This is a genomic window from Streptomyces sp. HSS9-12 (genome assembly GCF_054963655.1).
Map to the genome: position 1 here is coordinate 174,164 of NZ_JBUEGC010000004.1, position 18,624 is coordinate 192,787.

At 71.6% G+C, this 18,624-nt stretch carries 15 protein-coding genes and 1 pseudogene; 9 read left to right on the plus strand and 7 right to left on the minus strand.

The window, feature by feature from the left end:
* Positions 1-76: 76 nt before the first annotated feature.
* From ACY34J_RS03940 to lpdA, 3 genes are all read left to right on the plus strand, one after another.
* On the plus strand, positions 77-832 hold the full coding sequence (locus tag ACY34J_RS03940; RefSeq protein ID WP_462725054.1) for a FadR/GntR family transcriptional regulator: 756 nt from the start codon (positions 77-79) through the stop codon (positions 830-832).
* Between the two features lie 151 nt (positions 833-983).
* The gene (locus ACY34J_RS03945; protein WP_462725055.1) at positions 984-1,772 is read left to right on the plus strand and encodes a cache domain-containing protein; all 789 of its coding nucleotides are present in this window, start codon (positions 984-986) and stop codon (positions 1,770-1,772) included.
* Between the two features lie 97 nt (positions 1,773-1,869).
* Positions 1,870-3,270, plus strand: coding sequence for a dihydrolipoyl dehydrogenase (gene lpdA / locus ACY34J_RS03950; protein ID WP_462725056.1), 1,401 nt, complete (start codon positions 1,870-1,872; stop codon positions 3,268-3,270).
* A gap of 45 nt (positions 3,271-3,315) precedes the next feature.
* Here lpdA and ACY34J_RS03955 read toward each other — a convergent pair whose 3' ends face one another.
* The 3 genes from ACY34J_RS03955 to ACY34J_RS03965 form a co-directional block, all read right to left on the minus strand.
* A complete protein-coding gene (locus tag ACY34J_RS03955) occupies positions 3,316-3,957 on the minus strand; it encodes an HhH-GDP family DNA glycosylase (protein WP_462725057.1) in 642 nt (213 codons plus the stop codon).
* A 50-nt stretch (positions 3,958-4,007) separates the two neighbouring features.
* Entirely contained in the window at positions 4,008-4,808 is an 801-nt protein-coding gene (locus ACY34J_RS03960; RefSeq protein WP_462725058.1) for an SDR family NAD(P)-dependent oxidoreductase, read from the minus strand.
* Positions 4,809-4,973: 165 nt separating this feature from the next.
* Positions 4,974-6,002: a cation diffusion facilitator family transporter gene (locus tag ACY34J_RS03965; RefSeq protein WP_462725072.1), complete on the minus strand. Its 1,029-nt coding sequence runs from the start codon at positions 6,000-6,002 to the stop codon at positions 4,974-4,976.
* Positions 6,003-6,134: 132 nt separating this feature from the next.
* Here ACY34J_RS03965 and ACY34J_RS03970 point away from each other — a divergent pair, with 132 nt between their 5' ends.
* From ACY34J_RS03970 to ACY34J_RS03990, 5 genes and pseudogenes are all read left to right on the plus strand, one after another.
* The gene (locus tag ACY34J_RS03970) at positions 6,135-6,818 is read left to right on the plus strand and encodes a DUF429 domain-containing protein (protein WP_462725059.1); all 684 of its coding nucleotides are present in this window, start codon (positions 6,135-6,137) and stop codon (positions 6,816-6,818) included.
* A gap of 74 nt (positions 6,819-6,892) precedes the next feature.
* Complete coding sequence (gene dnaK / locus ACY34J_RS03975; RefSeq protein ID WP_462725060.1) at positions 6,893-8,794, plus strand: molecular chaperone DnaK; 1,902 nt, start codon at positions 6,893-6,895, stop codon at positions 8,792-8,794.
* A complete protein-coding gene (grpE, locus tag ACY34J_RS03980) occupies positions 8,791-9,312 on the plus strand; it encodes a nucleotide exchange factor GrpE (RefSeq protein WP_462725061.1) in 522 nt (173 codons plus the stop codon). The genes dnaK and grpE overlap by 4 nt, the downstream gene beginning before the upstream one ends.
* Positions 9,313-9,351: 39 nt before the next feature.
* Positions 9,352-10,713, plus strand: coding sequence for a type I glutamate--ammonia ligase (locus ACY34J_RS03985; RefSeq protein WP_462725062.1), 1,362 nt, complete (start codon positions 9,352-9,354; stop codon positions 10,711-10,713).
* A pseudogene (locus tag ACY34J_RS03990) lies at positions 10,714-11,846 on the plus strand (amidohydrolase family protein).
* A 91-nt stretch (positions 11,847-11,937) separates the two neighbouring features.
* On the opposite strand, the gene ACY34J_RS03995 reads toward ACY34J_RS03990, so the two are convergent.
* The 4 genes from ACY34J_RS03995 to ACY34J_RS04010 form a co-directional block, all read right to left on the minus strand.
* On the minus strand, positions 11,938-13,341 hold the full coding sequence (locus ACY34J_RS03995) for a wax ester/triacylglycerol synthase family O-acyltransferase (RefSeq protein WP_462725063.1): 1,404 nt from the start codon (positions 13,339-13,341) through the stop codon (positions 11,938-11,940).
* 153 nt (positions 13,342-13,494) lie between these two features.
* Positions 13,495-14,583 carry a lytic transglycosylase domain-containing protein gene (locus tag ACY34J_RS04000; protein WP_462725064.1) on the minus strand — a complete coding sequence of 363 codons (1,089 nt, stop codon included), beginning with the start codon at positions 14,581-14,583 and terminating at the stop codon, positions 13,495-13,497.
* Positions 14,584-14,712: 129 nt separating this feature from the next.
* Positions 14,713-15,711, minus strand: coding sequence for a GlxA family transcriptional regulator (locus tag ACY34J_RS04005; RefSeq protein ID WP_462725065.1), 999 nt, complete (start codon positions 15,709-15,711; stop codon positions 14,713-14,715).
* A 62-nt stretch (positions 15,712-15,773) separates the two neighbouring features.
* Positions 15,774-17,597 carry an AMP-dependent synthetase/ligase gene (locus ACY34J_RS04010; RefSeq protein WP_462725066.1) on the minus strand — a complete coding sequence of 608 codons (1,824 nt, stop codon included), beginning with the start codon at positions 17,595-17,597 and terminating at the stop codon, positions 15,774-15,776.
* 368 nt (positions 17,598-17,965) lie between these two features.
* Here ACY34J_RS04010 and ACY34J_RS04015 point away from each other — a divergent pair, with 368 nt between their 5' ends.
* On the plus strand, positions 17,966-18,526 hold the full coding sequence (locus ACY34J_RS04015; RefSeq protein WP_462725067.1) for a DoxX family membrane protein: 561 nt from the start codon (positions 17,966-17,968) through the stop codon (positions 18,524-18,526).
* Positions 18,527-18,624: the final 98 nt, after the last annotated feature.

The following is an 18,624-nucleotide window of genomic DNA, read 5'->3' on the forward strand; positions in this document are numbered from 1 at the left end:
AACATATGAACCCATAGTTCAATGCGGCAAGGGGCTGCTGCGGTAAAACTTGGGTCAAATGAGAAGGTGAGAGGCCGTGAACCGAGTCGCGCGCGAGCCCGGACAGGGACCGGCCCGTCATGCCGTCTTCACGCCCGTCGACACCCTGGCGCGGGTGGACGCCGTGGTGCGACGCCTGGGCGACGCCATCGAGCTGGGACTGCTCGCCGACGGGGAACAGCTGCCCGGCGAAGCCGAGCTCGCCACCCGGCTCGGCGTGTCGACCGTGACCCTGCGGGAAGCGCTGATGGCGCTGCGGCAGCGGGGCCTGGTCACCACCCGCCGGGGGCGCGGTGGCGGCAGCTTCGTCACCCGCCCGGCCAAGCCCGCGACCGAGCGGCTGCACATCCGGCTCGCCGACTGGAGCACCGAAGAGCTGCGCGACCTGGCCGACCACTGGGCCGCGGTCACCGGAGCCGCCGCCCGGCTGGCCGCCCGGCGCACCGAGCCGGATGAGCTGGCCCCGCTGCACCGCTCCCTCGCCGAGTTCGCGGAGGCCACCGAACCGGCAGCCCGCGCCCGGGTCCACGGACGCATCCAGGTCGAGCTGGCCGCGGCCGCGCAGTCCCCCCGTCTCACCCGGGAGACGGTCCGTTTCCAGACCGAAGTCGGGGCGCTACTCTGTCTCGCACTCGGAGGGGACGCGGACCTCGCCGGGATCGCCCGCCGTCACCGAGAAGTGATCCGTGCCGTGCAGGACGGCGACGAGGCCCAGGCCAGAACCCTGGCCGAGCAGTGCGTGCAGGACGTGATGGAGCGTCTGATCGAGCTGCGCCTCGGCCTCCCCGGCTGACGTCCCCCCGGCCACCGCCGGAGGGCTCCCCCGGGCCACCGCCTGACGGCACCCCCAGCGTTGGCCGGGGAAGGTGGCCAGGGCCCCCTCGTCACACGGCGGGCGCACCCGTAGGTGCCCGCCCCGCACAGCCCAGTCCCGGAGGCAGTCCGTGATCACCAGCTTCACTCCCGGCAGCGCCGCGCCGCAGGCCGGCGCGGCTCCGGCAGCGGCGGACGTGGCCGCCCGCATCCGCGACACCCTCGAGGACGTCTTCACCGCCGCCGCGCACATCCGGGACCATACGACCGCGCTGGCCACGGAGGCCGAGGCCGGCCGGCGCGCGCTCACCACGCAGGACCTGGCCGGTCTGCAGCCCGTGTTGAGGAGTCTGCTGACCCGGCACCAGCAGCTGGTCTCCGGCGCGGGCTTCGTGGCCGAGCCGGGCCTGCTCGGCGACACGCACGCCTGGCTGGAGTGGTGGCAGACCGGCCCCGACGGGACCGCGCGGCCGCTGCTGTTCGACCTGGACCCGGACAGCTCGGCGTACTCGGACTACACGCACTGGGACTGGTTCGCGCTGCCGCGCAGCACCGGACGGCGCGCGGTCTCCGGCCCGTTCGTGGACTACCTGTGCTCCGACGAGTACAGCCTGACCCTCACCGTGCCGGTGTACTCGGGCAGCCGCTTCCTCGGAGTGGCGGGGGCCGATGTGTATCTGCGGCACTTCGAGGCCGCGGTCCTGCCGCAGCTGCGGCGGCTGAACGGTCCGGCCTGCCTGGTCAACGCGCGCGGCCGGGTCGCCGCTTCCACCGACAAGCGGCAGCTGGCCGGCTCTCTGCTCAAGGGCCCGGACTTCGCCGCGCTGTCGTCCGGCCCGCAGGAAGGCGCAGAACACGGCGGGCTGTATCTGCGGCCGTGTACCGGCATCCCCCTGGTGCTGGTCACCCGGCCGACCTGACGGGGCGTGTGGGCACCGCTGACCGGACCCCTGTGGTGCGCCGGCCAGCGGAGTCATCGCGCTGCGGCCCGTCAGGTCCCGGCCTAGGCTGACGGGCATGAGCGCACACTTTGACGTGGTGGTCCTGGGCGCCGGACCCGGCGGGTACGTCGCCGCGATCAGGGCCGCCCAGCTCGGTCTGAGCACGGCGATCATCGAGGCGAAGTACTGGGGCGGGGTCTGCCTCAACGTGGGCTGCATCCCGTCGAAGGCCCTGCTGCGCAACGCCGAGCTCGCGCACATCTTCACCCAGGAGGCGAAGACCTTCGGCATCCAGGTGGACGGCCGGGTCAGTCTCGACTATGGGGTGGCGTTCTCCCGCAGCCGCAAGGTGGCGGACGGGCGCGTCAAGGGCGTGCACTTCCTGATGAAGAAGAACAAGATCACGCAGTATGAGGGGCGTGGCTTCTTCACCGACGCCTCGACGCTCCAGGTCACCCGGGCGGACGGCAGTACGGAGTCGGTCTCCTTCGACCACTGCATCATCGCCGCCGGCGCCACCACCAAGCTGCTGCCGGGCACCTCGCTGAGCGGGCGGGTGGTGACGTACGAGGAGCAGATCCTCACCGACCAGCTTCCGGACAGCATCATCATCGCGGGCGCGGGCGCGATCGGCGTCGAGTTCGCGTATGTGCTGCACAACTACGGTGTCGAGGTCACGCTTGTGGAGTTCCTCGACCGGATCGTCCCCCTGGAGGACGAGGAGGTCTCCGCGGAGCTGGCGAAACGCTACCGCAGGACGGGCATCAACGTGCTCACCTCCACGCGGGTGGAAGGCATCGACGACTCGGGCGACCGGGTGCGGGTGTATGTGACCACGGGCGGCCAGCGGCAGACGCTCGAGGCCGGCAAGGTGCTGCAGGCGATCGGCTTCCAGCCGCGCATCGAGGGCTACGGCCTGAAGAACACGGGCGTGCGGCTGACCCCGCGCGGAGCCATCGACATCGACGGCCGGTGCCGTACCAGCGTTCCGCACATCTTCGCCATCGGCGATGTGACCGCGAAACTCATGCTGGCGCACGCGGCCGAGGCCCAGGGGGTCGTCGCCGCCGAGACCATCGCGGGCGCGGAGACGATGGAGCTCGAGTATGTGATGATCCCGCGGGTGACGTTCTGCCAGCCGCAGATCGCGAGTTTCGGCTGGACGGAGGCGCAGGCGCGCGAGCAGGGCTACGACGTGCGGGTGGCGAAGTTCCCCTTCACAGCGAATGGCAAGGCGCACGGGCTCGGCGACACCACGGGCTTCGTCAAGATGCTCAGCGACGCCCGCTACGGAGAGCTGCTGGGTGCCCATCTGATCGGGCCTGAGGTGACCGAGCTGCTGCCGGAGCTCACCCTGGCGCAGCTATGGGATCTGACGGTGCATGAGATGGCGCGGAACGTGCACGGGCATCCGACGCTGGGCGAGGCGGTCCAGGAGGCGATCCACGGACTGGCCGGCCACATGATCAACATGTAGCCCGGGGGCCGTGCCAAGCCAGCGGCTGAGGTCAGCCTGCGGGTATCAACCCGCTGCCGCGGAGCGCACGTTGTCGGCCAGGCGCTGGTCGAGGGCCACGCGGATCAGGGCCGCCGCAAGGCGTGGCAGTTCGTCCTCGTCCACCAGCTTCGCAAGTTTCTCCGGTGAGGCCGGCAACCCGACGCGCTCGGCGCCGTCCAGGGTCCTGCGGTCGAAATACGGCCGCACATCCGTCCAGACGCCCTGCACCTCCCGCAGGAAGATACCGGCCCCGGCAGGGCCGATGCCCGGGAACTCCCGCAGCAGCTCGCTCAGATCCTTGTCCTCCTCGTGCAGCCGTCGCAGGTCGCCCTTGTACCGCTGCTGGAGCAGTTCGGCACCGGTACCCAGCATGGTGGCGGTCCGTTCGTCGTAGCGGCGGTAGCCGCCCTCGCCGAGTGCGTCGACGCGTTGCTGCCAGCTCGCCTTGGCCATGTCGTGCGGGGTGCGCATGCCGGCGGCGAACAGCGCGCGGGCCGTCGCCACCGCGATGTCCGCCCGGATCCGGGCAGAGAGCAACAGCGCGAGCACCAGCAGTTGGTACAGGGGTGCGGGGGCGTCCTTCAGCCTGATGCCGGCCTCGTCCGCGTAGGTTCGGCCGGCCTGGTCGAGCAGAGCCCGTACGACGGCTTCGTCCTTGGTGCTCATGGCGATCTCACCTGTTGGTTTCCGGGGTGTATGGCCTCTGCCGGCCGCGGTCAGGAGACCCGGCACGCCAAGCGGCGGTAGTACTCGGGAGCGCCGGCGCGCAGTCGCGCGGGGAAGGACAGCCATGCCGGTACGAAGACCTCGTGCCTGCGGCGTAGGACCGCGCGGTGCACGGCGTCGGCGACGCGCAGCGGTGACACGGAACGCGACCGCCTGAGCCGGTAGTGCCTCCCCTGGCGGTCGAAGAGCGGTATGTCGACGGCGCCGGGCAGCACGACCGAGACGAACACGCCGCGGCCTTGTGCCTGGCGGCGCACGCCGGCCGCCAATGTGCGCAGTCCGGCCTGGATCGCGGGGTACGCGGCCCTCTCCCCCGCCCCCAGGGTCCGGGCCATGGAGGCGACCAGGACGACATGACCCGTTCCCCGCCGCATCATGCCGGGCAGCAACGTCCGTACCAGGTGCGCGGTGGCGGACAGGTTGACGGCGACCAGCCGGTCAAGCGCCTCGGGTGGCATGTCGCCGAAGGGGCCCGCCCAGCCGATGCCGGCACCGGCGATCAGCAGGTCCACCCGTCCGGCCAGCCGCTCCGCCCGGCTCGCCATGGCACGGCAGCCGTCGGGCGTGGTCAGGTCACCGCACAGGGGTACGCCTCCGACCGCTGACGCGTCATCCGCCAGGCGGTCTCCATCCGCGTCGCTCAGCACCAACTGCCAGCGGCCCGCGGCCGCCAACCGTATGGCGACCGCCGCACCGAGGCCCGAGGAGGCCCCGGTCACCAGCGCCACGGGTAACGTGTCGCCGCCCTCGGGATTCGGGCCTGGAGCCGTGGCGGACCGGGACGTCGGCATGGTGCTCACGGTGCCCCCAGGGTGCCCGGCATACGAGTGGCGCCGGTCGTGCGGCTCCGGGCGCCAGAGGTGTGAACGTGTCGAAGGGAACATATCGCGCGTCGGCCGTTGCCTGGCCGACGGCGCGTCCACCACCCGCACGAAACCACCGGCCGCTGCCGGGGTTCACCGCGATGCGGCGTGATGAGCGAGCGCCGCGTGGGGATCGTCGTGGCGGCTGTCGGGAGCCGGGTCCGGGTGGACCAGGGCCGCGGTCAGCCCGGGGACGGCGTGCAGCAGGGCGTGCTCGGCCGCGACGGTGACGGCGTGGGCCTGGCGTACGGTCAGCTCCGCATCGACCGTCACGGCCGTCTCGGCGCGGAGCCGGTGGCCGATCCACCGCATCCGCAGCTCGCCGACGTCTCGTACGCCCGGAACCCGCAGCAGCGCTGCCTCGGCAGTGGCGACGAGGGCGGGGTCCACCTCGTCCATCAGGCGCCGGAACACCGCACGGGCAGCCTCCCCGAGCACAAGCAGGATCAGCGCGGTGACGGCCAGGCCGACGAGCGGGTCGGCGGCGCGCCACCCCAGGGCGACACCGCCTGCTCCGACCAGGACGGCCAGGGAGGCGAAGCCGTCGGTACGGGCATGCAGACCGTCGGCGACGAGCGCGGCCGAGCCGATGCGGCGGCCGACGCGGATGCGGTAGCGGGCGACCCACTCGTTGCCGAGGAAGCCGATCACGGCGGCCGCGGCGACCGCGGGCAGGTGCTCGACCGGGCGCGGGTGCAGCAGCCGGTCGACGGCGGTGTACCCGACCAGCGCGGCCGAGGCGACGATGGTGAGGAGGATGACGATCCCGGCGAGGTCTTCGGCGCGCCCGTACCCGTAGGTGAACCGCCGGGACGCGGCCCGCCGCCCGAGCAGGAACGCGACCGCCAGCGGCAGGGCGGTCAGTGCGTCAGCCGCGTTGTGCAGCGTGTCTCCGAGCAGGCCCACCGAGCCGGACCAGCCGACGACCAGCGCCTGGAGGACCGCGGTGGCGCCGAGTCCGGCCAGCGAGATCCACAGGGCCCGCAGGCCCTCGGCGGACGACTCCAGCGCGGGGTCGACTCTGCCGGCGGCCTCATGGGAGTGCGGCCGCAGAAGGTGTACCAGCCCGCGCCGTACGCTCGCCCACCGCCGGCCCGGATGCGCGTGCTCGTGGCCCTGCATGTTCGTCACCGTGGCACAGAACGGGCATTGCAGCCACCGCCGTTGTACGTCCCACAGGCAGCTGCGAGGCATGCGCACCTGCCCGCCCCAGTCCCGCTCCGCGGGCAGAGCGTCATCTGCGACGGTGGACGCATGGAGGTCGAGGTCCTGGGCGTGGACGCCTGCCGGACGGGCTGGGTGGGCGTGGTGCTGCGGAACGGCCGGTTCGTGGCCGCGTACGAGGCCGCCGAGCTGGGCGGGCTGCTGGGTCGTGCGCCGGAGGCGACGGTGGTGGGGATCGACATGCCGCTGGGGCTGCTGGACGCGGGGTGGCGGCAGGCCGACGAGCTGGCCTCCGCGCGCCTGGGCCCCCAGCGCGCCCGTGTGTTCCGGGTGCCGCCGCGGGAGGTCTGGGCCGAGCACGGTTACGCCGCGGCCAACCGCCGTTGCCGCTCGGTCACCGGCTCGGGGCTGAGCCGCCAGGCATGGGGGCTGCTCGCGAAGCTCCGCGAGGCCAACCAGCTCCGCGACAGCGGTGACGAGCGGCTGCACGAGGTGCATCCGGAGCTCTCCTTCGCGGCCCTGGCGGCCGGCCGGCCCGTGCCGTGGAGCAAGAAGAGCTGGAACGGACAGGCGGCCCGGCGCCGCCTGCTGTACGAGCACGGCATCGTCCTGCCCGAGGTCCTGGCCGAAGCCGGCCGGGTTCCGCCCGACGATCTGCTCGACGCCGCCGCGGCCGCCTGGAGCGCCCACCGGGTCGCCCGGCGCACGGCCGAGCCGCTGCCCGACCCTCCCGAGCGGACCGCGAACGGGCTTCCCGTCGCCATCTGGTGCTGATGGGCCGAGGTGCCGTTGGTGGTCACAACTGAGCGGAGGCACTCTGGAAGCAGGGCACGAGGAGGAGAGCTGACATGGCACGCTCAGTCGGTATTGACCTCGGTACGACCAACTCTGTGGTGTCCGTCCTGGAAGGCGGTGAGCCCACCGTCATCGCCAACACCGAGGGGTCACGTACCACCCCCTCGGTGGTCGCCTTCGCCAAGAGCGGCGAGGTGCTCGTCGGCGAGATCGCCAAGCGCCAGGCGGTCACCAATGTGGAGCGCACGGCCCGGTCGGTGAAGCGCCGCATGGGAGACGCGGACTGGCGCTTCCCGGACAAGGGCGACGTGGACGGCAAGCGCTTCACCGCCCAGGAGATCTCCGCCCGGGTGCTGCAGAAGCTCAAGCGGGACGCGGAGGCCTATCTGGGCGAGAAGGTCACGGACGCCGTCATCACGGTGCCCGCCTATTTCAACGACTCGCAGCGCACGGCCACCAAGGAGGCGGGCGAGATCGCGGGCCTGAACGTGCTGCGGATCATCAACGAGCCGACGGCCGCGGCCCTGGCGTACGGCCTGGACAAGGAGAACGAGCAGACCGTGCTCGTCTTCGACCTGGGCGGCGGCACCTTCGATGTGTCCCTGCTGGAGATCGGCGAGGGCGTTGTCGAGGTCAAGGCCACGCATGGTGATATGCAGCTGGGCGGTGACGACTGGGACCAGCGGATCGTCGACCACCTGGTCAAGCAGTTCAAGAACGCCTACGGCGTGGACCTGTCCAAGGACAAGATGGCCGTTCAGCGCCTGCGCGAGGCTGCCGAGCGGGCCAAGATCGAGCTGTCCTCGTCCACCGAGACCACGATCAACCTGCCCTACATCACGGCGTCCGCCGAGGGCCCGCTGCACCTGGACGAGAAGCTCACCCGCGCCCAGTTCCAGCAGCTGACCTCGGACCTGCTGGACCGCTGCAGGGAACCGTTCCACCAAGCGGTCAAGGACGCCCGGATCAAAGTCTCCGACCTCGAGCATGTGATCCTCGTCGGCGGCTCGACCCGTATGCCCGCCGTGACCGACCTGGTCAAGGAGCTCACCGGCAAGGAGCCCCACAAGGGTGTGAACCCGGACGAGGTCGTCGCCATCGGCGCCTCGCTCCAGGCCGGTGTCCTCAGGGGCGAGGTCAAGGACGTTCTGCTGCTGGACGTCACCCCGCTGTCGCTTGGCATCGAGACCAAGGGCGGCATCATGACCAAGCTGATCGAGCGCAACACCACGATCCCGACCAAGCGCTCGGAGATCTTCACCACGGCCGAGGACAACCAGCCGTCGGTGCAGATCCAGGTCTACCAGGGTGAGCGCGAGATCGCGGCATACAACAAGCGGCTCGGCATGTTCGAGCTGACCGGCCTGCCGCCCGCCCCGCGCGGTGTCCCGCAGATCGAGGTCACCTTCGACATCGACGCCAACGGCATCATGCACGTGTCGGCGAAGGACCTCGGCACCGGGAACGAGCAGCGGATGACGGTCACCGGCGGCTCCGCGCTGCCGAAGGAGGACATCGACCGCATGATGCGCGAAGCCGAGCAGTACGCGGAAGAGGACCACCGCAGGCGTGAGGCGGCCGAGACCCGCAACCAGGCCGAGCAGCTCGTCTACCAGACCGAGAAGTTCCTCAAGGACAACCAGGACAAGGTCCCGGGCGATGTGAAGAGCGAGGTCGAGGCAGCGGTCGCGGACCTGAAGGAGCGGCTGAAGGGCGAGTCCGCCGAGGGCGACAACACAGCCGCCATTCGCGAAGGCACCGAGAAGGTCGCCGCTGTCAGCCAGAAGCTGGGCCAGGCCATGTACGCCCAGGCCCAGGCGGGAGGCGGCGGTACGGCAGGCTCCGGTTCCACGGGAGCGGGCGGCGGCACCGCCGGCCACGGTGGCAAGTCCGAGGAAGACGTCGTGGACGCCGAGATCGTCGACGAGGACAAGCCGCAGGGAGGTACCGGATGAGTCACCTGACCGGCTCGCGGCAAGGGGGGCAGCCACCGAGCTCCGCGTCCACTGCGGAGCTCCGGGCCAAGCTCGCCGAGTGCAGCGCCGACCTGCAGCGCGTGAAGGCCGAGTACGACAACTACCGCAAGCGGGTGCGGCGCGACCGTATGGCGATCCGGGAGATCGCCGTGACCAACGTGCTCCGCGAGCTGCTGCCGGTCCTCGACACCGCCGCCAAGGCCGGTGAGCACGGCGATATGAGCGATGGGTTCATCGCCGTCAGTGATGCGCTGGCCACCCATCTGGGTGCGCTCGGACTGCAGTCCTTCGGCGAGACGGGCCAGCCGTTCGACCCCACCCAGCACGAAGCGCTGACCCAGTCGTACTCCTCGGAGGTGGACCGCCCGACCTGCGCCAAGGTCCTGCGCTCCGGCTACCGGGTCGGCGACCAGCTGCTCCGCCCCGCCCTCGTCGTCGTCGCCGCGCCGCCCGGCCCGGACGGCCCGGCGCGCCCAACGGGCCACGACGCGCCGTAGCCGGGTATGGACACACCCGGTGTGGACACAGAAGAAGGCATGGACACAGAAGAACAGGAGCGCGCGCAGGTGCGGGCTCGTCAGGAGGCGGCCCGGCTGGCTGCCGCAGAGGTCCGCGGGGTCGCCGTCACCTGGGTGGACAACGCGGGCCTCACCCGTGTCAAGGCCGTGCCGACCGAGCGCCTCGCGCATGCCGCGCTCCGGGGCGTCGGCATGTCCCCCGTCTTCGACGTCTTCGTCGTCGACGACTCCATCACCACCAGCCGCTTCATCGGCGGGCCCGACGGCGATCTGCGGCTCTTCCCCGACCTCGACCGGCTGACGGTGCTGGCCGCGCAGCCGGGCTGGGCCTGGGCCCCTGCCGACCGGTTCGACCAGCAGGGCACCCCGCACCCCGCCTGCCAGCGGATGTTCGCCCATCGCATGGCGCAGCTGGCCGCCGACCGCGGGCTGGAGCTCCGGATGGGGTTCGAGACGGAGTGGGTGGTCACGCGCGGCGACACCCCCGGGCCGGCGCAGCCGCACTACGCCGGCGCGGGCCCGGCGTACGGCATGGCCCGCGTCGTCGAGCTGTCCGACTACCTGCGTGACCTCCTCGACGCCCTCGCCGCCCAGCAGGTGGAGGTCCTGCAGCTCCACCCCGAGTACGCGCCGGGCCAGTTCGAGGTCTCGGTGGCGCCCGCGGACCCGGTCGGCGCCGCCGACCTCGCGGTGCTCGTCCGCGAGACGATCCGGGCGGTCTCCACACGGCACGGGCTCACCGCGGCCTTCGGCCCCGTAGTGGAGGCCGGAAGCGTCGGCAACGGCGGTCATCTGCATCTGAGCCTGTGGCAGGAGGGCCGTGATCTGTGCCGGGGCGGCGACGGCCCGTACGGCATGACGGTGACGTGCGAGGCGTTCCTGGCCGGTGTGCTGCAGGAGTTGCCCGCGCTCCTCGTCATCGGTGCGCCGTCCGTGGCCAGCTATCTGCGGCTCGAGCCCTCCCGCTGGGCCGGGGTGTTCCAGTGCTGGGGCCTGGAGAACCGGGAGGCCGCACTGCGCTTCATCACCGGAGCGCCGGACGATGACAGCGCGGCGAACGCCGAGGTCAAGTGCTTTGACGCGGCGGCCAATCCGTATCTGGTGGCAGGGTCGGTCATCGCAGCCGGGCTGGCCGGGCTCAAGGCGGGGCTGTCGCTCCCTGAGCCGGTGGCCGGCGACCCCGTGCACACCGGCACGCAGGCCCGCCTGCCCACGTCCCTGCCCGAGGCGCTGGAGTACTTCGAAGGGTCGAACGTACTCCGCGAGGCGCTGGGTGACCCGCTGTTCGAGGCCATCGCCGCCGTACGCCGGGCGGAAACGGCGCTCTTCGACGGCGCCACTCCGCAGGCCATCGCGGACGCCACCCGGGGGCGGTACTGAATGGCGGCGCTGCGGCTGCCGCCGCTGGTGGACCAGCACTGCCACGGGGTTGTCCACGCCGAGCTCGACCGCGACGGGTTCGAGGGGCTGTTGACGGAGTCGGACGCGCCGGCAGCGCCGGGCACCACCTTCTTCGACACTCAGGCGGGATTCGCGGTGCTCCGCTGGTGTCCGCCGCTGCTCGATCTGGAGCCGCACTGCCCTCCCGAGGACTACCTCGCCCGGCGGCGCGGCCTCGGCCCGTACGAGTCGACGCTGCGGCTGCTGCACGCCACCGATATCAGCGACTATCTCTGGTGGACGCGGGCATTCCGGGCGATCTGATGAGGCCTCATGAGCTGGCCGCGGCCGGTGGCGGCACGGCCCACGAGATTGTACGCCTGGAGCGGCTGGCCGAGCGGGTCGCCGATGCCTCGGACACCGTGGAGGGTTTCCTGGTCCGCCTGTCCGAGGCGATCTGGGGCGCGGCACGGAACGCGGTCGGCTTCAAGTCGGTGGCGGCGTACCGGTACGGGCTGGATCTGGACCCGGCCCTGCCCGGCCCCGCGGAGGTACGCGCCGCGGCCGGCCGCTGGCTCGCCGGACGTCCGCCGGGCAGCCGGGTGACCGATCCGGTACTGCTGCGCCATCTGCTGTGGTCGGCGGTGCGGACCGGGCTGCCGCTGCAGGTGCACACCGGGTTCGGCGACCCGGACCTGCGGCTCCACCGCTGCGACCCGCTGCTGCTCACCGACTTCATCCGGGCCGTCCGCGGTACGGGCTGCCGGCTGGTCCTGCTGCACGGCTATCCGTACCACCGCGGTGCGGCGTATCTCGCCAGCGTCTACCCGCATGTCTATGCCGACGTGGGGCTGGCCCTGAGCCACACGGGGGTGCGGGCCGAGGCGGTCCTCGCGGAGGTGCTGGAGCTGGCTCCGTTCGGCAAGCTGCTGTTCTCCACCGATGGCTACGGTCTGCCCGAGCTGTATGTCGTGGGCGCGCAGCTCTTCCGGGAGGCGCTGACGGCGCTGTTGACTTGCTGGGTGGACGGCGGCGCGTGGAGCGAGGAGAACGCGCAGCGGGTGGCGGCGCTCATCGCCGCGGGAAACGCGCAGCGCGTGTACGGCCTCCGGCCGGCTTCGCAGGAGCCGTAGGCTCGCTGCCCACGGCACGGTTTTTTGTCGTCACCCGCCCCTGGCGCGCAGCGCCGGGGGCGGGCCCTGGCCGGGACCGGTCAGCAGGCCATCAAGACGTCGGGACCGCAGGAGCGGTCCGCTGGGCACACGCCTCGGTGAGTTCCACCAGCGCCGCACGCAGATCCCCGGCGAGGCAGCCGATGTCCGGCAGCGCCTTGCCGTCGGCGACCAGCCCCACATGGACCCGCCCCCGGTACGTGGACAGCGCCAGCGCCAGGTTCTGCCCGCGGGCCAGCGGAGCCAGCGGGTACATCTCCCGCAGTGCACAGCCGCCCAGCGACAGCGTGAGCCCCGGCAGCGGGACGCTGGTCACCAGCAGGTCGAACAGCAGCCGGGCGGCGCTCCCGAGCAGCGGAGCACTGATCCGGTGCGCCAACGCCGGTACGTGGTCGGCCAGCAGCGCCACGGCACCGGGCCCGCTGGACGGGCCCGCGGCCTTGTTGCGGTCCATGGACGCGCGCACCTCGCGCAGCCGCGTCAGCGGGTCGGACTCTCCGACCGGCAGGTCGAGCAGGTATCCGGAGAGCCGGTTGCCGCCCGGTCCCTTGTGGCCGGGGCGCCGGCGGGAGACGGGGATCAGCGCGCGCGGCACGACGCGGTGGACGGTTTCTCCACGCGCCAGCATCCAGCGGCGCAGCGCTCCTGCCACCACCGCCAGCAGCACGTCGTTGACCGTGCCGCCACAGATCCGGCGGACCAGGTTGATGTCCGCGAGGTCGAGCACGGCGGTGCCGACGCCACGGGTTCCGCTGGGCGAGGCAGCGGCCAGGGCAGGGGTGTTGCGGACGTCCAGCGCCGCCCTCAGCACGGCGGCGCCGATGCCGACTGCCCGGCTGGCCTCCCCCCACTGGGTCCGCGCCATGCCGGCCAGCCGTGCGGGATCCGGGAGCATCTGACGGAGGCCGGTCCACGACTCCCACGGCGCTGTACGGGCCCCGGCAGGACCGTCGGAGGCCGCAGCCCGGGCGGCCATCAGGTCACTGCCCTGGTCGAGCAGGGCAGCTCCGAGCGCGAAGGCGCGCAGACCGTCGGCCAGGGCATGGTGGAACTTGACCAGGACCGAGAAGGGTCCGCCCTCCGGCCCCTCGATGACGTGGATCTCCCACGGCGGCCTGCTCCGGTCGAGGGGACGCGCCATCAGTTCGCCGACCCGTCCGAGGGCGTCGGAAGGATTCTGCACACCTGGCAGCCGCAGCAGACGCACATGGTGCCGCACGTCGAAGACGTCGTCGGTCACCCAGGCCGCGCCGCCGGGCGGCAGCAGCACATCCCGTACCCGTAGCCGCAGCCCGGGATGAGCGGCCGCCCTGGACGCGAGGAGATTCGCAGCCCGCCGTGCGTCGGTGTCCGCGGTGGGCTCGAACACTGCCAGCGCCCCGAGGTGCATGGGGTGGTCCGTGGACTCCAGATGCCAGAAGACCAGGTCCAGTGGGGCCAGAAGCTCATCGCTCAAGGAAGGGCTCTCCCGTCGGGTGTCACAGCCGAAGACGCCGGACTCCGTAATTCCGGTGGCGTGACCAGCAGTCAAGCGCCCTGCCTGATTACCGTCAAGGATGTGCGTATTTACGGGTGGTTACCATCCTGTGTCCCGGAGGCCGATGTCACCTCAACTCAGCGTCACGGACAGGGTGTCTCCGTCGATGGCGGGCAGCGTGGGGTCGACGTCCGGGAGTGTGACCTTGGGCCCGCCGGGCTTCGAGCCGTGGTCTCCGCCGCCCGTCCGCGAGGGAGTGGGTGACGGCGATGCGCTGCTCCGTGTGGGGCGCGGCGCCGGCGGGGTGCTGGACCTGCTGGGTTCAGCCGTCGGCGACGGCTTGGGCCGCGGGGTGTGGCGGGCGGGTGACGGCGTCGGGGAGGGCAGTCCGGCGCCGCTGTCCGGCAGGTCCGGGACCTCGAAGTGGCCGTTCATGAAGTAGGCGAACCACGCCTTGACGGTGCGCAGATAGTCCAGGGAGTGGTTGTAGCCGAGGATCGCGCGGTCGAGGTCCTGAGGGTTCGACAGGTCCCGTCCGCCCGCGCACAGATAGCGGCCGGCGGCCAGGGCCGCGTCGTAGATGTTGTTGGGGTCCATCTCGCCGTCGCCGTTGCCGTCGGCGCCCCAGGTGGCCCAGGTGGAGGGGATGAACTGCATCGGGCCGACCGCCCGGTCGTACTCGCTGTCGCCGTCGTACGTCCCGCCGTCGGTGTCCGAGATGCTGGCGAACCCGTTGCCGTTCAGCCGCGGGCCCAGAATCGGCGCGTGCGTCGTGCCGTTGGGACCGACCCGCCCGCCGCGCGCCTGGCCGGACTCCACCTGGCCGATCGCGGCCAGCAGTTGCCAGCGCAGGTTGCAGCCGGGGTTGCTCCGCGCGAGAGTGTCCTCCGCCCTCCGGTACGCGTCCAGGACCGTCCTGGGAAGGCCCCTGCCGGACGTCACCGCCGAGCCGGAGGACCGCTGGTGCGAGGAGTCGTCTGCCGGGTGGGACGCCTCCAGCCGCGGCAGCGCGGTGATGTACGGCGCGTTCCCCGAAATGGTGTCGTCCGAGGGCTGGATGACCCGTTCGGCGGACGGGGAGCCCTGCGCCGCGAGGCCCGAGGCCTGTGAGGCGGTCAGCGCCGCCATGGCCGCCGCCGCGACCGCCGTTCCGCCGACGCCTCGGCGCATCCTCCCCCAGCCATTGCCGGGCTGCGCCTCCGCGTCCATTCGCCCCGCCATGCTTTGACCACTCCCCGCGTACGTTCCTGGCTGCCGCACCGGGTGCGGCGTGTCTCTTACTCGCTCTACGGGGCGGGGCGGAAGATCCGTCGCGGCAGCTTGGTTACCGTTCGGTATCGGACTTTCGTCTCAGACGCCGAGCGGGGACGCGGATCCCCGGAAGGTACTGCGGTACGCGGTCGGGGACACACCCAGCGCTGCCTGCAGATGCTGGCGCAGCGAGGCCGCGGTGCCGAAGCCGGCGGCTGCCGCGATCCGGTCCACGGGCAGGTCGGTCTCCTCCAGCAGGTGCCGGGCGCGCTCGATGCGCTGCTGGGTCAGCCACTGGAGCGGGGAGAGCCCGACCTCCTCGCGGAACCGGCGGGTGAAGGTCCGTACGCTCATCGACTCCTTCGCGGCGAGTTCGCGCAGGGTCAGCGGCCGGTCGAGATGCTCCAGTGCCCAGGCGCGGGCGGCACCGGTGGAGTGGAACTGGGGCTCGGGGACCGGGCGTTGGATGAACTGGGCCTGGCCGCCCTCGCGGTGCGGGGAGACGACCGTGCCGCGCGCCACGTCGTTGGCGACCGCCGCACCGTGGTCGCACCGGATCATGTGCAGGCACAGGTCGATCCCCGAGGCGACCCCGGCCGAGGTGAGCACCTCTCCCTCGTCGGTGTACAGGACGTCCGGGTCCAGTTGGACGGCCGGAAACAGCTCCCGGAACCGGGCGGACGACCTCCAGTGCGTCGTCGCCCGGCGGCCGTCGAGCAGGCCGGCGGCCGCGAGTACGAAGGAGCCGGTACAGATCGAGGCGATACGGGTACCGGGCTTGATACGGGCGAAGGCGTCGGCGAGTGGCGCGGACAGCCGCCCGGTCCGCGGCTCGTAGTCCTCCCGGGAGGCCGGGACGAACACCGTGTCGGCCTCGCTCAGCGCTTCGGGGCCGTGGGCGACGTTGATGGTGAAGTCGGCGTCCGTACGGACCTCACCGGGGGTGAGCGTACAGGTCACGACCTCGTACAGCGGCTCGCCGACCGCGGACCCGGCCTGGCCGAACAGCCGGTGGACGATGCCCACTTCGATCGGCAGCAGGCCGTCGCGGACGAGGACGGCGACGCGGTGCCGGTCGGATTGCGTAAAAGCAGCCATGGCCCGATTCTTACAGAGCGCGGCAATTCGGCCATGCGGTTCCGGTGACGGCCGCCTGTGGCTCATCGGCTGTACATGGCCTCGATCAGGTCCGCGTAGATCTTCTCGACCATCCGGCGTTTGATCTTGTGCGAGGGCGTGACCAGGCCCTCGTCCTCGCTGAACGAGGTGGACAGCATACGGAAGACGCGGATCGACTCGGCCTTGGACACCCGGGTGTTGGCGGCGCTGATCGCCCTGCGCACCTCCGCCTCCAGGTCGGCGTCCGCCACCAACTCCTCGGGGGCGAGCTGCGGCTTGCCGCGGAGGGTGAGCCAGTGCGTGATCGCCTCCAGATCCAGCGTCACCAGCGCCGCCACATACGGCCGGTCGTTCCCGACGACGATGCAGTGCTCGATCAACGGGTGATCCCGTACCCGATCCTCCAGGACCGCGGGCGACAGGATCTTGCCGCTGCTGGTGACGATGATCTCTTTCTTGCGGCCGGTGATGGTGAGGTAGCCGTCCTCGTCCAGGGACCCGAGGTCCCCCGTGGCCAGCCAGCCGTCCCGCAGCGCCTCGGCCGTGGCCTCGGGATCGTTCAGGTAGCCGGAGAAGATCGTCCCGCCACGCAGCATGACCTCGCCGTCCTCACGGATGCGGACCGTGGTGCCGGGGATGGGGCGGCCCACCGTGCCGAAGCGCACCTTGCCCGGCGGGTTGGCGATCACGGCGGCGGTGGACTCGGTGAGGCCGTAACCCGCGTAGATCGTGACCCCGGCTCCGTCGAAGAACAGCCCGAGTCGGCGGCCCAGGGTCGAGCCACCGGTCACCGCGTTCTTCACCCGTCCACCCATGGCCTCCCGGACCTTGCTGTAGACCAACGCGTCGAAGAACTTGTGCTGGATGCGCAGTGCGGCAGCGGGGCCGGGGCCGGTCCCGAACGTGCGCTGCTCCCGCGCCTCGGCGTACCGCACCGCGACATCCACGGCCTTGTCGAAGATCCCGAGATTCCCGTCCTGTTCGGCCTTGTTACGGGCGGCGTTGAAGACCTTCTCGAAGACGTGCGGCACCGCGGGGACGAAGGTGGGCCGGAAGGCGGCGAAGTCCGGCAGCAGCGCCTTCGCGGATATGTCGGGCTGATGGCCGAGGCGCAGCCCGGCCCGGAGCGCCGCCACCTCGACCATACGGCCGAAGACGTGCGCGAGCGGCAGGAAGAGCAGGGTGGAGGGCTGGACTCCCTTCGGGAGCTCGAAGATCGGGCGCCAGCCGGCGATGATGGTGTCGCACTCGGCCATGAAGTTGGCGTGGGTGAGCATGCAGCCTCGGGGGCGGCCGGTGGTGCCGGAGGTGTAGATGACGGTGGCGAAGGAGTCGGGGGTGACCGCGAGCCGATGGCGGTCCACGACGTCGTCGGCCAGCCGCTCCCCCTCAGCGGTCAGCCGCTCGACCGCGCCGGCGTCCAGCTGCCACAGCCGGGTCAGCCACGGGAGCTGGCCGATGACCGAGGCCAGCGTCATCGCATGCTCCTCGTGCTCGACCACGCACCCCATCACGTGCGCATCGTTCAGGATCCAGGCGAGCTGCTCGGCGGACGCGGTGGGGTAGACCGGAACCGGCTGGGCGCCGATGCTCCACAGCGCGAAGTCGAACAGCGTCCACTCGTACCGGGTGCGGGACATGATGGCCACCCGGTCGCCGAAGCGGATGCCCTGCGCGAGCAGCCCCTTGGCCAGTGCCATCACCTGGTCGCGGAACTCGGCAGCGGTCACGTCCTGCCACTGACCGTCCACCTTGCGCCCGTACAGCACCAGGTCCGGTGTCTCCGCGGCGTGGTTGAAGACAGCGTCGGCGAGGCCCCCGACGTGAGGACCCCTCGCCAGGGGCGGCTCGGTGACTTCGGGCACGCGTGATCCTTTTCGGAGTACGGGTACGGCGTGGGGGGCGGCCGTAACGTACCGGTTCTCGCCGGCTACCGACCCCGCCGGTCACATTGCGAAAGGAAAACAGACAGTCGTTCAGGTCAGCGGTCTGACCTGGTGAAAAACGATCTCCGGCGGCCGGACGCCCATGCCACAAGACGGAGGCACCCGCCGCTACCTTCACCAAACCTCCCCATCGGCCGCCGGGCGGCCGGACGGGGAGGTGCGCCTGGACCCGGTGGGACGCGGGCGACGGGTGAGGGTTGAATGCGCGTCCGGGTGGAACTTGTGCGAGGCAGAGCGTTCAGTCCGCGCTCGGTGACCACCGTCAGGTCCGACCAGACGAGGACACCATGTTTCCTGCAAGCCGCGGTTCTGCTGAGCCGACCGAACCCGAACCCGTCCCACCCTCGCAGAACGCGACAGCGGCTACCCTCGCCGCGCACGACGTCGGTCTGCTCGTGCTGCGCCTGGGGGTCGGGTTGACCATTGCCGCCCATGGCGCACAGCACCTGTTCGGCTGGTGGGGCGGCCCGGGAATCGACAAGACGGCGCTGGGCTTCGCCTCGTTCGGCTATCCCGCGCCGAAGACCATGGCCGTGATCGCCGGCCTGGCGGAGGCCCTGGGCGGCCTGGGCCTCGCCGTGGGCCTGCTCACGCCGCTCGCCGGCGCCGCGGTCGCGGCCACCATGGCCAACGCGTTCGCCGTCGTGTGGCAGGCCGGGTTCTTCGGCGTCGCCGAGCTGCCGCTGCTCATCGGCATCTGGGCCGCCGGGCTCGCCCTGACCGGGCCGGGCCGGTTCGCCGTCGACGCGGCGATTCCCGGCCTGCGCTCGCACCGGCTCGCCTACGGTCTGGCCGCGCTGCTGGTGGGCGCGATCGCGGCAACGGTGACCATCTTGCTGCGCACCTAGTGCCGCGTCAGCCAGGGTTTGCCCGGTAGCGAGGCGACCTGGTGCGGTCAGCTGCAAGGCGCCGGATCGGCCTCGTAGTGGGCCTACTCGGTCGATCG

What these genes read in the sequence shown, in the direction of transcription:
- lpdA (WP_462725056.1), top strand. Translation starts at nt 1,870, where the DNA reads ATGAGCGCACACTTTGACGTGGTGGTCCTGGGCGCCGGACCCGGCGGG.
- ACY34J_RS03955 (WP_462725057.1), bottom strand. Translation starts at nt 3,957, where the DNA reads ATGAGCACCAAGGACGAAGCCGTCGTACGGGCTCTGCTCGACCAGGCC.
- ACY34J_RS03960 (WP_462725058.1), bottom strand. Translation starts at nt 4,808, where the DNA reads ATGCCGACGTCCCGGTCCGCCACGGCTCCAGGCCCGAATCCCGAGGGC.
- ACY34J_RS03965 (WP_462725072.1), bottom strand. Translation starts at nt 6,002, where the DNA reads ATGCAGGGCCACGAGCACGCGCATCCGGGCCGGCGGTGGGCGAGCGTA.
- ACY34J_RS03970 (WP_462725059.1), top strand. Translation starts at nt 6,135, where the DNA reads ATGGAGGTCGAGGTCCTGGGCGTGGACGCCTGCCGGACGGGCTGGGTG.
- dnaK (WP_462725060.1), top strand. Translation starts at nt 6,893, where the DNA reads ATGGCACGCTCAGTCGGTATTGACCTCGGTACGACCAACTCTGTGGTG.
- grpE (WP_462725061.1), top strand. Translation starts at nt 8,791, where the DNA reads ATGAGTCACCTGACCGGCTCGCGGCAAGGGGGGCAGCCACCGAGCTCC.
- ACY34J_RS03985 (WP_462725062.1), top strand. Translation starts at nt 9,352, where the DNA reads ATGGACACAGAAGAACAGGAGCGCGCGCAGGTGCGGGCTCGTCAGGAG.
- ACY34J_RS04000 (WP_462725064.1), bottom strand. Translation starts at nt 14,583, where the DNA reads ATGGCGGGGCGAATGGACGCGGAGGCGCAGCCCGGCAATGGCTGGGGG.
- ACY34J_RS04005 (WP_462725065.1), bottom strand. Translation starts at nt 15,711, where the DNA reads ATGGCTGCTTTTACGCAATCCGACCGGCACCGCGTCGCCGTCCTCGTC.
- ACY34J_RS04015 (WP_462725067.1), top strand. Translation starts at nt 17,966, where the DNA reads ATGTTTCCTGCAAGCCGCGGTTCTGCTGAGCCGACCGAACCCGAACCC.